This window comes from Haliea sp. E17, from assembly GCF_048323675.1.
Taxonomy (GTDB): Bacteria; Pseudomonadota; Gammaproteobacteria; order Pseudomonadales; family Halieaceae; genus Mangrovimicrobium.
On sequence record NZ_JBLWFK010000002.1, the window covers coordinates 960,574 to 974,518 of the forward strand.

Below are 13,945 nucleotides of genomic sequence, written 5' to 3' on the forward strand. Positions count from 1 at the left end.
GCAGCTGTGATTTTGGAGTTGGGCTCACCCGGAGTCCGATGTCGCCAATGCTGCAGCAATGGCCCCGCCCTGAGGCTGGCCGTGGCGCGGAGGTTGTCAGGTAACACAACATTCGATGGGCCGGCCGCGCCGGTCAAAACAGGATTTTCCTATTTTGAAATCCTCAAGCATGACCGGGCTGTCAGAATTTTCCGGCCAGCCACTGGAAACCGAAGCCGGGATCGGCAGCCTGACACTGCCCGGATTCCTGTACCAGCTGGCGGATACCTACGGTAGCAACGAGGCGCTCAGGTGGCGCAAACCCGACGGTTGTGTGCACAGCTGGAGTTTTGCGGCAATGCTCGCGGAATGTACCCGTGTAGCCAGCTCGCTACTGGCGCAGGGAGTAGGCAAGGATGCCCGCGTCGGCGTATTGATCAGCAACCGTCCCGAATGGATCTTCAGCGCATTTGGCGCATCCATGGCCGGGGCGGTCGTTGTCGCCATGAATACGTTCTCTACGCGGCAGGAATTGCGCTACCAGCTCGAGATAGCGGACGTGGACACCCTGATCATCGAGGCTGCCGTCGCTTCCAGAAACTTTGTTGAGGATATGCTCGCACTGTGCCCGGGGCTGGCGGCAGCCGCGCCTGGCAAGCTGTACTGCGAGGAACTGCCCTTCCTGCGCAAGGTGGTCTGCGTGGACGGGCGGCCGGTTGCCGATGGTATCCAGGGTTGGCAGGCTTTCCTTGCAGCTGGAAGGGCAATCCCGGATGCGATCACCAGGGCTACCGCCGCATCCGCCTGCATGGCGGACCCTGGCCTGATTTTCTTCTCCTCCGGTTCGACAGCGTTACCCAAGGCCATCCAGCAGACCCACCGCGCCGCCATGCTGCAGTGCTGGCGTCTTGGCAAGTGGTACGAATTTGACGGAGCTATCAGGACCTGGAGCGCCAACGGATTTTTCTTTTCCGGCAACTTCGCAATCACTTTCGGCAGCCTGAGTGCCGGCAACTGTATCGTATTGCAGCGCTATTTCGACCCGGATGAGGCGCTGGAGCTGTTTCAGAGCGAACAGGTTGCATGCGCCATCGGCTGGCCCCACCAGGAAGCGCGGCTGCGAGAGTGCGCGGGCTGGGAGCAGGCTGACCTTTCCGCGCTTCGTTACGTGGATTGTGAAGGGGCACTGGCGACTCACCCCACGATAAATACCGGTTGGCGCTACCCCTGGGGGTATGGCTGCACCGAGACATTCACAGTGGTGACCGGCATGGCCGGGAGTGAAATCGATGGCAGGACCTACGGTCCCGTACTGCCCGGGAACACGATCCGCATTGTCGACCCGGAGACCAACGAGATTCTACCGCTGGGTGAAACCGGGGAAATCGCGGTCAAGGGCCCGACGCTGACTCCAGGCTACCTGAAAATTCCCCCCGAGCAGTTATTCGACAACGAGGGCTTTTACCACACTGCGGACGCCGGCTATTTCACGGCCGATGGCCGCCTGTGCTGGGAGGGCCGGATGGGCGATATTATCAAAACCGGCGGGGCCAACGTCTCTCCCACCGAGATCGACGCGGCGTTGTCGGGTCACCCCGCCATCATGCAGGTTGCCACCGTTGGTGTACCCCACGAATCCCTGGGTGAAATCGTGGCTTCCTGTGTCGTCCTTCGTGACGGCCACACACTGGACGGTGAGCGCCTGAAAAAGTACGCGAAAACCTTGCTGGCGAGCTACAAAGTCCCGCGACAGGTCCTGTTCTTCAGCGACGGGGAATTGCCCATGACAGGCAGCAACAAGGTCCGCCGCCGGGCTCTGCAAAAGCTGGTGGCGGAGCGCCTGAACCGCGCCACATGACGGACATCGGCAGCATGCGAATTCAGGCTGACATCAATCGGTCGACACGCTGTAGCAAGAGACTAGAGGGCCATGACAATGCACAAAAAATATCCCAATGTCTTCAGACCCATCGAACTCGGGCCCATATCGCTGCCAAACAGGTACTATTTTTCACCCCACGGGCTACCGCTATCGGTCGGGTACAGCCCGTCGAATGACCTCGTCGCCTATTACACCGAGCGGGTAAAGGCCGGCGGATGCGGACTCGTGATTCTCAGTTGTCCGGTGCATCACCGGGGACGTGCCTACCAGCCGACACCTTACCCCGCGGAAAGCATCACCGGCTTTCGCGCCCTGGCAGACGCCGTCCACGCTGCCGGCGGCAGGATTTTCGCCCAGTTGTGGTACAACTGGAACGCGCCCGGGCACTGGCAACCGCTGGCCCCTGCAGCGCCGACACTCGCCCCTTCCGCCTCACAGTACGCCATCGGCGGTATGAGTGTGGGTACTCGCGCGCTCACGGGGGAAGACATCCGCCTGATGGGCGAGGCGCACCGACAGTCTGTCTCGAATCTTCGCGCTGCGGGCTTCGACGGCATAGAAATCCACGCGTCGCACTCCGGCATGATTGAGCAGTTTCTCTCCCCCTACTTCAATCATCGCGACGATGACTATGGCGGCAGCCTGGAAAACCGCATGCGCCTGCTGGTAGAAACCCTGGAAACCACGCGCCAGGCCGCCGGCCCGGAGATGGCCGTGGGGATGCGCTTCAATTGCGACGAACTCGTCGATGGGGGCTATCACACCCGCGAAGCCAGCCAGGTGCTGGAAAAAATTTGTGCGCGGGGTTTGCTGGATTTCGTCGATCTCGATATCGCCATGGAACCGCTCCAGCTCAAGTACGGCATGCCATCGGTCTTTATCGATGAACATGTCTACAAACCCTATGTGGAAGCGGTTCGCGGCGCCGCCGGCGATGTTCCGGTACTGAGTGTCCTCGGCAGGGTGACGCGCATGTCGGACGCCGAGTCCGCCATCGCGGCCGGGGTCTGCGACCTGGTCGGCTCGACACGGGAACTGATCGCGGAGCCGCACTTCGTCAAACATGCCTACGAGGGCACCGAGGAACTCAGCCGTACCTGTATCGCCTGCAACTGGTGCCTGGGAGGCATGGCAGACGGCGCATTCGGTTGCACGATAAATCCCGCGAGCTATCGTGAACGCCTGTGGGGCGTGGCAAGCTTCACGAGCGCCCCCCGGCGAACCAGGGTGATCGTCGTGGGCGGCGGGCCGGCAGGCCTGGAAGCCGCCAGGGTCGCCGCCCTGCGCGGCCATCAGGTCACGCTCTTCGAAGCACGGGACGCACTGGGTGGCGGCCTCGAACTCTGGGCGCGGTTGCCGGGGCGGGAGTTCTATCGCCACGCCGTGGAGTGGTGGGAGCGGGAACTCGCGAGACTCGGCGTCGAGGTTCGCAAAGGCGCCAGGGCTTCGGCGGACACCATCCTGCAACAGTCACCCGGCGCGGTGATAGTGGCGAGCGGAGCCCTGTTCAGCCGCGGCGGCCGCAGCAGTGTCGTGGACCGGGATATCCCCGGCGCCGACAGAATCCACGTCCATTGCCCGGAGGATGTTTTACTGGGTAAAACGAGGCTTTCCGGCAAGGTTGCCGTTGTCGATGGCGAGGGGACACATGCCAGTGCCGGGGTTGCAGAACTGCTCGGCCGGCAGGGCGCGGAAGTCGTCATGATTTCATCCGCGTATGCCCCCTATTCCCACCGGGTGTTGTTCGCGTTCGAGGGTGAATCAATTGCCCAGCGCATGGCAGAGGCGAATGTCGCCCACCTGCCCGCCACATGGGTTCGCAGCATCGGTGCGAGCCATCTCGCACTGTTCGACGTGAACAGCGGGCGCGAATCCACCCTGAGCGGCATCGACGCGGTCGTGCTGGCGACAGGACGACTACCTGTCGATGAATTGAGCCTGGCGCTCGAAGGCAAGGTAGCGCAGCTTTTTACCATTGGCGACGCACTCGCGGTGAGGCCATTCGCGGCAGCGGCCTATGAGGGACAGAAATTTGCGCGGCTGATCGGAGAAACCGGCGCCCCGCATAGCGTGTCACAGGCCTATTTCCGTGACGATGACCCCGCTGTCTACCCCACCCCGGCAGGACAAAACTAAGGAGACGACCATGCAGGTAGGAGCAATTTTCCCGCAGACGGAAATCGAGGCCGACGCGGGTGCAATCCGCGAATTCGCGATTGCTGTCGAGGAAATGGGGTATACCCACATAACAGCCTACGACCATGTGCTGGGCGCCAATACCGCGAGTCGCCCCGACTGGAGCGGGCCGTACCGCCTGGAAACCTCGTTCCAGGAACCGCTGGTGCTGTTCTCCTTCATGGCGGCGGTCACCTCCAGAGTCGGCTTTTTCACCGCCATCCTCATCCTGTCGCAGCGCCAGGCTGCACTGGTGGCGAAGCAGGCCGCCTGCCTCGACATCTACTGCGAAGGCAGGTTGCGCCTGGGGGTGGGGACCGGCTGGAACGAGGTCGAGTACGAGGCGCTCGGTATGAGCTACCCCGAGCGCGGCAGGCGTATCGAGGACCAGATCGAGGTATTGCGTGCCCTGTGGAGCCAGGAGGCCGTCAGTTTCGATACCGAGTTCCACAAGATTACTGACGCCGGCATCAATCCCCTGCCGATACAGCGACCGATCCCCATTTGGCTGGGGGGCGGCAGCGACCGCCCGATGTTCGGCACGCGCGCCAACGAGAAAGTCATTCGCAGAATTGCACGTATCGCCGACGGATGGTGCCCGATGTGGCAGCCCGGCCCGAGGGCCGACGAACTGATGCAAATCTTCAGGGGCTATTGCAATGAATACGGACGCGACCCCGCTGACATTGGCATCGAGGGTTCCTACGTGGCAGCCCTGGGCGAGCAGGACAACTGGTCCGAGGGCATCGCGGCCTGGCGCGCGGTGGGTGCCAGCCACTTGTCGATTATTACCATGAACGAAGGCCTGAAAGGCGTGGAGGAACACCTGCGGCGCCTGGAAGAATTTCGCTCGGTGTTGTAATTCCCGCTTCCGAGCGAAGAGGGGTGCCCGGTCACCCCTTGTCCGCGGCGCAGTTCGCCGCGATAAAGCCAAACACACTCGAGCAGCCGATGCTCTGGCCCGCACCCACGTAATGCGGTCCGCACAGCGAGGCTGCGGAATTGCCTGCGGCGTACAAACCGGGTATAGCCGAGCCATCCGGCCGCAACACTTCTGCGCGCTCGTTGGTTACCGCGCCGCCACAGGTGCCGACGTCGCCGGGGTACAGGGGCGCGGCCCAGAATGGCGGATTCTCGATAGTACCGAGGCACGGGTTGGGCCTGTTGGCGGAGTCGCCGTAGTAGCGATTGTAGGCACTGGCGCCCCGGCCGAAGTCCTCGTCCCGGCCCGCCGTTGCAAAGTGGTTGAACCGCGCAACGGTTTTTTCAAGCCCCGCGGGATCGATACCGCACTGCGTGGCCAGACCGGCAATGCTGTTGTCCTGCCGGATACAGCCGCTTTCCAGCCAATCCGCTGGCATTTTCCCGGGAAACTTCAGCGCGAACATGTACTTTTTGCGCGCTCGGGCATCCATCACGACCCATGCGGGGATCGCTGGCGTCTTCGCGTGACGCTGGTACATCGCCCGGCCGATTTCCATGTACGAGTTGGCCTCGTTGACCATGCGTTCACCCGCGTGATCGACGAGAATGCCGTGGGGCCTGGCCAGTTCGGGAATAATCTGTTCTATTCGCTCCGGGCCAACCCAGGTGGGCACCCACCAGGCCTCCTGCATCATCGCGAGCCCCGCCCCGGCGCGCCGCATTACCTCGATCGATTCGCCGGTGTCACCCGGGTTTGCGTGGGTCCATGCATCGCCAATCGGGTGGCGCTGATGCTGCTGGCGCATGGGCGCGTTGCGGGAGAAGCCACCGGCGCAGATCAGGACGCCGCGTGGAGCCGCGATCGTCATCGACTTGCCGTCGCGGTGCACATGAATACCTTCCACCTTGCCACCGCGCAGATCGAGATCGTGCAGGCCCGTCTCCGTCCATATCTCGACACCGAGCCTGAGGGCGATCTCGAGCATTCTCCCCTGCAGCGCACCGCCACTACCGAAGACCTGCCTCCCGGTGAGCCGGGCGGCAACCAGGCGCGCTCCTACCCGGGCGAGCATCCACTTCCCGGCAAGCGTCGTCCCCGCCGACATCAAGCGCGCGCCCTCGGAGGTGCGCACGGGAAGCGCGACATACGGCAGCCGCAGGCGGGACTTCCAGCTGCCCAGGCGATTGGCATTGTACAGTTCAGCCTGGATGGACCGGCCGGCACCATTGCCTCCCGGGAGAGTATCGTAGTAATCGCTGTACCCCGGGCAGCGCAGGTACTGCATGCCTTGCGCTTCCATCAAATCCATCATCGGGGCGATGTTGTCCACGTACGCTTCTCTGCGCGCCGGGGTCGAGAAGCCCTCCTCCGGCCCGACGAAATTCGCCAGGTACTCGAGGGCCTGCTCGCGGGAATCGGCGATACCCTCCCGCCGCATCAACGGGTTGTCGGGTAACCACATCACTCCCCCGGACATCACTGAAGAGCCGCCGACAAGCGCGGTTTTCTCTATGAGGAGCGGATGCAAGCCATTGAGCCTGGCAGTGATGGCGGCCGCCAGGCCCCCTGCACCACTGCCGACGACGACGAAATCAAAAGCGCTGCCGGACATGGTCTTTGCTCGCTTGCCAGTCGGGTTTTATTCGGTGCCAGAGCGGCCGCCCGGTCGCCAGTTACGGCGCACCGTGCTCCGCCGCCAGTTCGAGGAGTTCTTCCTTGCGCTCGACACCAGCGGAGTTCATGACGCCAGCCACCATCACGTAACAGCCTACAGTAAACATGAAGTCGAGTAATTGCTGCCTGTTCCACTGGGCGGCGAGCGCCTGCCAGTTGTCGTCGCCGATACGCTTCCGGTGTACCAGCTCGTCCGTCGCCCGTATTACCGTGCGCTCGAATTCGCTGAAATACGGGTCCTCGGCGCCGATCTTGATGGGCCCGAACATATCGGTCGACAGGCCGCAGCGTTGACTGGTCCTGAGGTGGCTGGACCACATGTAGGTACATTTGCAAACCCATGCTGTGCGCATGATGGCAATCTGGCGCTGCTTTACCGGCAGGCTGTTGTCGGTCAGCAGATGCACATTCAGCGGCGAAAATGCGTTGGCCAGCGCGGGGTGATGGGCAAAGGTCAACAGCACCGGGTTAGAATCGACGTTATTGAAAAAACCGTCGCTCCACTGGGCAAAAAAAGCGTCGGTTTCCTCGGTGAATTCCTCCCGCGTTATCTGCGGGAGGCGGGCTGGAGGATCAGGCTGGATCACTATTTGTTCTCGGTGCCGAGAATCAGCACATTGTCGACGTCCTGTACCTGCTGCATGTAGACCCTCAGCGCAGTCACTTTATCGTCGTCATTGAATTCGAAAACGGACATCGTGTAGATGACGTTCTCACCGTGGGGTCGGGTAATGGTTTCTTCCAGTTCCTGGAAGACGATGTTGTTGACCGAATTGATGTAGCGCAACTTGTCGGTCCAGATTGAAGTACCTGCAAACTGGAGATACTTCTCGAGGCACAGCGGCCAGTCCGCTTCATCCTTGAACACTCCGATACGGGTAAAGTTCTCCTTGTCGATCACATTGGCAATCGGGTCGAAGTCCGCTTCAGTACAGGGCCTGTCCTGGGTATCCCTGGTAATCTTCGCGTAGTCTGCAGACCACTGGCGGACAATCTTGATCAGGCGTTCGGACCGGTCTTGGGTATCGTTCATTGGCTTTTGCTCCTGTTATCGGTATTCGGTTTCCCGGTATGATCATTCCCCGTGGGGCACGCGGCTCACGGAAATTGGCTCTGAAATTCAGGCTCGCATGGTTGTACCGCCGTCCACGCAGATCACCTGGCCGGTGATGTAGCCGCCTTCGTCGGACAGCAACAAGGCCCCGAGGGCGGCAATATCCGTGGGCCGGCCCGTCCGGCTCTTGATGCTGGCACGCGCGCAACACATCGCGAGTAATTCCTCAGAGATTTCCGCCTCTGCGGCGGGATGCAGTATGAGCCCGGGCGCTATGGTGTTGGCTCTCACACCCTGCGGTCCGTAGCGCGTCGCGACGTGACGCATCAACGCATGACCTGCAGCTTTACTCATCGAGTAGGCGACCTGCGCCGCGCCTCCGGTGTAGGCGCCAATGGAACTGGTATACACGATGGAGCCGCCGCCTGCGGCTAACATAACCGGTAGCGCGGCGCGGGTACACAGGTAATAACCCCTGACGTTGACCCGCTGGGTGAGATCAAAGGTTTCCAGAGGCAGTTCGAGAATTCCCTGTTCGCGATTGCTGTCCGCCAGAGATGCGAAATTGGCATGCAATCCATCAAGGCCGCCAAGCTTCTCCACGCAGAAGCTGACGGCCGCATTCACGGAATCCTCGTCGGACCCGTCGAGGCGGATGCTGGCGGCAGAGTGGCCGGCGTCATTGATCGCCTGGACTACCTCCTCGGCTGCGGCGAGGTCGATATCACCCAGCAGCACCCGGGCGCCCTCTTCCGCGTAGCGTCGCGCAAGGCCGCCGCCGATGCCACCGGCACCGGCGACGAAGATCACTTTGTTTTCCAGTCGTCTCACGGGATTCAGCCTCTTTTTCTGGTTGATTTACGCGGGTGACCGACCTCAGGGGCTCAACAGCAGGTGTACGCCCTGAAGTCCGCGGGCGATATAGCTGGACTCGAACTGCATGATTCGATTGCCAGGTTCGCCGTGCACCTTCGGGTCCAGTGTTACCCCGGAACAATGTTCCAGGAACCGCCCGATCACGACACCGGCCTCCATCCGCGCCAGCGGAGCTCCCGCACAGGTATGCGTGCCCCGGCCAAACGCGACGTGCTGGCGGACACCCGGGCGGTTTAACTGAAACTCATCGGGATTATCCCACTGTTGCGGGTCGCGATTGGCTGCCTCGAAGGCGACAACGACCTTGGTCCCCGCGGGGACTTCGACATTGCCAATGGTGGTATTCCTGCGCGCCAGCCTGAAGGTTGCCTTGGTTGTGCCCTGGAGGCGCAGGACTTCCTCGATGAACGCGGGAATCAGTTTCCCGTTTTTCCGCAACTGCTGCTGGACATCGGGCAAATCCGCGAGGAAGTAAAGGCAGGTGGCGAGGAACTTGGAACTGCTCCCCCGTCCACCGACAAACATGAACATGGCGAGCTTCACTATTTCCATCAGCTCCGGCGTCGATCCGTCGGGGTAGGTCGCGGTAGCCAGTTCGTGCAGCACATCAGGTGCAGGGTTGGCCCTTCTATCCCTGATGTAACGCTCGAAAAAGTCCGACATGTAGCCAAAGTGCGGAACCAGAGTTTTTACATCGTCCGGATCCACCTTCGAGCCAATCGGGGGAGAAGCGGCTATCACTTCCATGAACAGCTCGCGGTCTCCATCGGGAATACCCAGCAGGTCGGCGATGACGCCTGTCGCGAAAGGCAGGGCAAAGTCGTTGATGACTTCGCAACTACCGCGGGAAACCAACCCGGTCAGCAGGCTCCCCGCTTGTTCGTACATGAAGGCCTCATTGGCCTTGAGGCGTGAAGGCGTGAACAGCCTGTTCAGGATGGCGCGGTTTGCTGAGTGGAAGTCGCCGTCATAACTCACCAGCAGGTCGTCCGGCGTTCGACACGCCTCGATCTGCTCCGAGATATCGTCACCCTCGGGCTCGAAAGGCAGCGGCAGGCCGGCGCCGTAGGGGGAAAAACAGAAAATCGAGGAAAAATCCCGGGGATTCCTTACCACCTCGATACACTCCTGGAACCCCGTGACCATCAGGTAATCCCTGCCCGGAACTGCATACACCGGTGAGCGCGCCAGGCAATGGCGGAAGTACTCGCGGGGCTCGTTCAGAATTTCTTCGTCAGTGAAGTAATCGCGATCCTCAATATTCTGTGCAGTCATAAGTCGTGCTCTCTAATTGCCGGTGTCGAAACCGGCAGCGTTGGTCGCTGTCGGGTGCATGTGAGGTCTCACCGTCAGAAAAACAGCCCTCCACTCACCTCGATAACCTGTCCGGTAACATAGCCCATCTGTGGTGAAGCGAGAGACGTGGCGACGCCTGAAAGGTCGGATGGCTCACCCAGCCGGCCCAGTAACACATTTTCCTCGAAGTGCTTTCTGGCGACCGGATCCGCCCGCAACTCCGCGTTGGCGTCGGAGGCAATCAGGCCGGGCATGATGCAATTCACCGTGATACCCCGATGGCCCAGTTCCTTGGCCATGACAAATGTCAGGGTTTCAATCGCCGATTTGCACATGGCATAAACCACGAAGTTGGGACGTGAATGCCGCGCACCGAGAGAGCTGAAGAAAATGACCCGGCCGTTGTCGCGCAATTGGGGCTTCAGCACCTTGGTCAGGTAAAACGGCCCGCGCATGTTGTCCGAGACAATCTGCTCGAAGATTTCAGTCGTCGTGTCATCGATAGCGGCCATCGGACCACCACCGGCATTGTTCACCAGAATATCGAGTCCGGTGCTACCCGTGCGCTCCATTAGCCCGGCATCGAGCCCGGCCTTCAACTCTTCCGCGGACGCCAGGTCCACCTGGGGGCACTTGACCAGGAAGGCCTTCCCGCCCTCGGCTTCAATCATGTCCAGGGTTTCGCGAGCGGCCGCGTCATTGCGCGCATAGTTGATGGCGACCAGGGCACCCTGCTTCGCATAATCGACCGCAACGGCGCGCCCGAGTCCGCGGGAGCCTCCCGTGACCAGCGCCGTTTTTCCTTCCAGTACTCCCATTTATTTCTACTTCGCTACTGCGAAGCCTCCAGCTGATTATGTTATCTATGCTACACAGTATAGCATAGATTGGCGAGACGATTTGTGTCAAACAAGCTCGGTTCGCCCGGGCTCCGGTAGTGTAGTGCATGGCCGGGGGAAGCGGGCTGGCTGGCGCAACGGACAGCAGCGCACACAAATGACGCCGGCCCGGGATTCGTTTACCGGCTGCTTGCGGGCATCAAAAACCCCGCCTCCTCACGGAAGCGGGGAAAATGAAAAGCCTGCACTCACGCAGGACCTGGCCCTGCCCTAGAATTCCCAGATCAGGTCCACGCCCCATGTTCTGGGCGCTGACGGCGACTTGCCCACGTAGCCAAGCAAGCCATCACTGAGGTCGAAACCGCTATTATACCAGAGCTCATCGGTCAGGTTCTTGCCCCAGGCGGCGACGGTGATGTGGGTGTCGCCCCATAAGGGAAGTTCTTCCAGCGCTATGCGCGCATTGATGGTGTCATAGCTCGGTGCGACGTTGCCATCGACCAGGTTGGGTCCGTTGGCGGTAAGCAGGAAGTAATCGTCGACCCAGCTGTAATCGACACGCATCACCAGATTGCCGCCAAACACATCCTCGACCTGGTAGCGACCATAGAGGTTAAAGGTATTCTTCGGCGCGTGAGCCCAGTGATTGTTGCTCAGGTCCGTTCCATCCACGGCGATATATTTCTTGTACTGCGGGTCGAGGTAGCCGTATCCACCGCCGACTTCGAAGCTGTCGGTGACCATCGCAGTCGCCTCGAGTTCGAGACCGGTGATCTCGGCATCGCCGGCATTGTCGATGTTGTTGGAGCCGGTCTCGGTCAGCTGGTTGACCTGCAGGTCGCTGTAGTCGCTGTAGAACAGTGCGCCGTTCAGGATCAGCCGGCTGTCCAGCCAGGTGGACTTCCAGCCCAGTTCATAGGTGTACACCGTCTCCTCGTCGTAACCCGGGTAGAAATACTGGGGGTCTGCCTGCCGCGCGTTGAAACCGCCGCTGGAATAACCCTTGGATACCTTGAAGTAGGTCATCAGGTCGTGGGACCAGTCGTAGCTCAGGCTGAGGGTCCCCGACAGATCGTCGTAGTCCTTCTGTGCATTCGGGTTAATGGACTCGGAAACAACCGGCCCGCCGCCCAGGACTTCGAGAATCTGCCTGTTCGACATCGACCTGTCTTCCTGCGTGTAGCGCAAGCCGAAGGTGAAGTCCATTTTCTCGGAGAGGCTGTAGGTGCCCTGGCCGAACACGGCCCAGACCTCGTTCTTCGCCGATGCCCCCGAATTGATGGACAGGCCGTAGGCGGCGCTTTCGAGATTCTGGTACGAGTCCTTGATGTCCTCGTCCATGTAGAACGCACCCAGCACGTACTCCAGTTTCGAGTTGAAGCCGTCGCCCACCAGGCGAAGCTCCTCGGTCAGGTTCTGGTAGTCGTCACCGGAATAGACATGGCCCTGGAGTATGGGAGTGGCGTCGGAATCCTGGAAGCTGTCGACCTGGAATTCGCGATATCCGGTAACGGACACCAGCGAGAGGTTATCGTTGAGTTCCCAGTTTACGGTAAAGGCATGGCCGGAGATATCGGCCTTGGTGAACGTATCAAATCCGTCGAAATAGCGATCCTTGGTGCCGTCCTGCACATAGGGCGCCAACTGTGGCGCCAATGGCCCGTAGTTGACCGTCGCACTCGGGTAGAAGCCTTCGTCGATGTCCGTCTTGTCATAGGCATAGAGAAAGTTGAGACTGTCGGTGGGCTCCCACATCAACTGCAGGAGGGCGGACTGGCGGTCCCTGTCACCGAGTGTCTTGTTGTTCTGCAGGCGGTTCTCCCAGAAGCCATCGCGTTTCATGGAACCCGCACTGGCCTTGAAAGCCAGTGTATCGCCAATCGGGATGTTGACTGAGCCCTTGAAGTCCTGCAGGTCGTAGTCGCCCAGGCTGGCGCTGACCTTGCCGGAGAACTCCTCGGTGTTCGGCTTCTTGGTAATGAAGTTAACCGCGCCGCCCACCGTGTTGCGGCCGTATAGCGTGCCTTGGGGGCCGCGCAGTATTTCCACCCGCTCCAGGTCCAGCACATCGAACACCGAACCGGCGCCCTTCGCGATCAGCACGCCATCCAGGTAGAGGGCTACCTTGGGCTCGAATGTGGAAAACGTCTCGGCGTTCTTGAATCCGCGGATAGAGATGGCGCCACCGGCCTTGCCCGGCATCTCGTGCATCATGACGTTGGGTGCCATCGCCGAAAGGTCGAGGTAGGTCTGGATACCCTGCTCCTCGATACTCCGGGTTGAAAATACCGACATGGAAATTTCAGTGTCCTGAAGGGACGCTTCGCGCCGCTCTGCCGTGACAATGACTTCCTCCAGCTGTGCTTTCGCCGCTGGCACGACAGTAACCGCTTGCGCCATGGCTATGGCAATAGCGCTATACATGCGAGTGTGGTTCATCGGGTACTACCTCTCTTATGGTTATGTACGGTGTTTTTTGCCCAAGAGAATTCAGGCTAAGTACAGACTACTGGACCACGTCCTCAACACGTGGCTTACTGCATAAAAAGGCTTGGACAAATTCATATTTTGAATATGACATTCCGTTGCCGGCGAAACTGCTCCGGCGAGGATTCAAGCTGGTTATATTATGTATGCTACATTGTGTAGCATAGATACAGGGATACATTCATGTCAAGCAGGGAAGACCCGCGTACCATTAGAAGCAGGATGGCGTTGCACAGCGCATTTCTCGACCTGCTGAAAAGTCATGCCTTGGAGGAAATCACCATTCGCCAGATTTGCAGTGTGGCGAAAGTGCACTACACGACATTCTTCCGGCACCATCCCTCAAAGGAGTCACTGCTCGAGGAGATTGCCGCAGAGCAGTCCGAGAAATTGGTGACGCTGTCCCTGCCAGTAGTCGAAACCGACGACCGGCACGCAGTACACCTCACACTGTGTAACTTCATCAACGAGAACAGAGCGCTCTGGTCCGCACTGCTGAACGGTGGTGCCGCCGGTACGGTCAAGGCAGAGTTATTGCGCCTTTGCATGCAGCCCGCTATCAAGCGAGTGCCGAAGAAGACCAAAATCCCGGTCGAGTTGATCGTGATAAGTACGGTCAGCGTCCAACTCGAGGCCTTGTCCTGGTGGTTGGCGCAACCAGCCGGGCAATTCAGCGTCAAGCAGTTGGCCGATATGCTGGACGAGCTGGTCTATACCTCGCTCAAGTGATCCGCGGGTGCGCTGTCCAACAGTTAAAT

General features: G+C 60.2%; 11 protein-coding genes. 4 read left to right on the forward strand and 7 right to left on the reverse strand.

The window, feature by feature from the left end:
* Positions 1-154: 154 nt before the first annotated feature.
* From ACNKU3_RS07395 to ACNKU3_RS07405, 3 genes are all read left to right on the forward strand, one after another.
* Positions 155-1,837: a class I adenylate-forming enzyme family protein gene (locus tag ACNKU3_RS07395; protein ID WP_418258780.1), complete on the forward strand. Its 1,683-nt coding sequence runs from the start codon at positions 155-157 to the stop codon at positions 1,835-1,837.
* Between the two features lie 78 nt (positions 1,838-1,915).
* The gene (locus ACNKU3_RS07400) at positions 1,916-3,997 is read left to right on the forward strand and encodes an FAD-dependent oxidoreductase (protein ID WP_418259030.1); all 2,082 of its coding nucleotides are present in this window, start codon (positions 1,916-1,918) and stop codon (positions 3,995-3,997) included.
* Between the two features lie 10 nt (positions 3,998-4,007).
* A complete protein-coding gene (locus tag ACNKU3_RS07405; protein WP_418258781.1) occupies positions 4,008-4,898 on the forward strand; it encodes an LLM class F420-dependent oxidoreductase in 891 nt (296 codons plus the stop codon).
* 31 nt (positions 4,899-4,929) lie between these two features.
* Here the strand turns inward: ACNKU3_RS07405 and ACNKU3_RS07410 are convergent, their stop codons facing one another.
* The 7 genes from ACNKU3_RS07410 to ACNKU3_RS07440 all read right to left on the reverse strand — a co-directional run bounded on the left by ACNKU3_RS07410 (position 4,930) and on the right by ACNKU3_RS07440 (position 13,139).
* The gene (locus tag ACNKU3_RS07410) at positions 4,930-6,573 is read right to left on the reverse strand and encodes an FAD-dependent oxidoreductase (protein ID WP_418258782.1); all 1,644 of its coding nucleotides are present in this window, start codon (positions 6,571-6,573) and stop codon (positions 4,930-4,932) included.
* Between the two features lie 61 nt (positions 6,574-6,634).
* A complete protein-coding gene (locus ACNKU3_RS07415) occupies positions 6,635-7,222 on the reverse strand; it encodes a carboxymuconolactone decarboxylase family protein (protein ID WP_418258783.1) in 588 nt (195 codons plus the stop codon).
* The gene (locus ACNKU3_RS07420; protein WP_418258784.1) at positions 7,222-7,668 is read right to left on the reverse strand and encodes a hypothetical protein; all 447 of its coding nucleotides are present in this window, start codon (positions 7,666-7,668) and stop codon (positions 7,222-7,224) included. Before ACNKU3_RS07420 ends, ACNKU3_RS07415 begins: the two co-directional genes overlap by 1 nt.
* Before the next feature lie 87 nt (positions 7,669-7,755).
* Positions 7,756-8,520 (reverse strand): SDR family NAD(P)-dependent oxidoreductase, encoded by a 765-nt coding sequence (locus ACNKU3_RS07425; RefSeq protein WP_418258785.1) that lies wholly within the window; start codon positions 8,518-8,520, stop codon positions 7,756-7,758.
* Between the two features lie 45 nt (positions 8,521-8,565).
* Positions 8,566-9,840: a cytochrome P450 gene (locus ACNKU3_RS07430; RefSeq protein ID WP_418258786.1), complete on the reverse strand. Its 1,275-nt coding sequence runs from the start codon at positions 9,838-9,840 to the stop codon at positions 8,566-8,568.
* A 74-nt stretch (positions 9,841-9,914) separates the two neighbouring features.
* Positions 9,915-10,679: an SDR family NAD(P)-dependent oxidoreductase gene (locus ACNKU3_RS07435; RefSeq protein ID WP_418258787.1), complete on the reverse strand. Its 765-nt coding sequence runs from the start codon at positions 10,677-10,679 to the stop codon at positions 9,915-9,917.
* Positions 10,680-10,970: 291 nt separating this feature from the next.
* Positions 10,971-13,139, reverse strand: a complete 2,169-nt coding sequence (locus tag ACNKU3_RS07440) for a TonB-dependent receptor (RefSeq protein WP_418258788.1) — start codon at positions 13,137-13,139, stop codon at positions 10,971-10,973.
* A 231-nt stretch (positions 13,140-13,370) separates the two neighbouring features.
* On the opposite strand from ACNKU3_RS07440, the gene ACNKU3_RS07445 reads away from it, so the two are divergent.
* On the forward strand, positions 13,371-13,916 hold the full coding sequence (locus ACNKU3_RS07445; protein WP_418258789.1) for a TetR/AcrR family transcriptional regulator: 546 nt from the start codon (positions 13,371-13,373) through the stop codon (positions 13,914-13,916).
* The last annotated feature ends 29 nt before the right edge of the window (positions 13,917-13,945 follow it).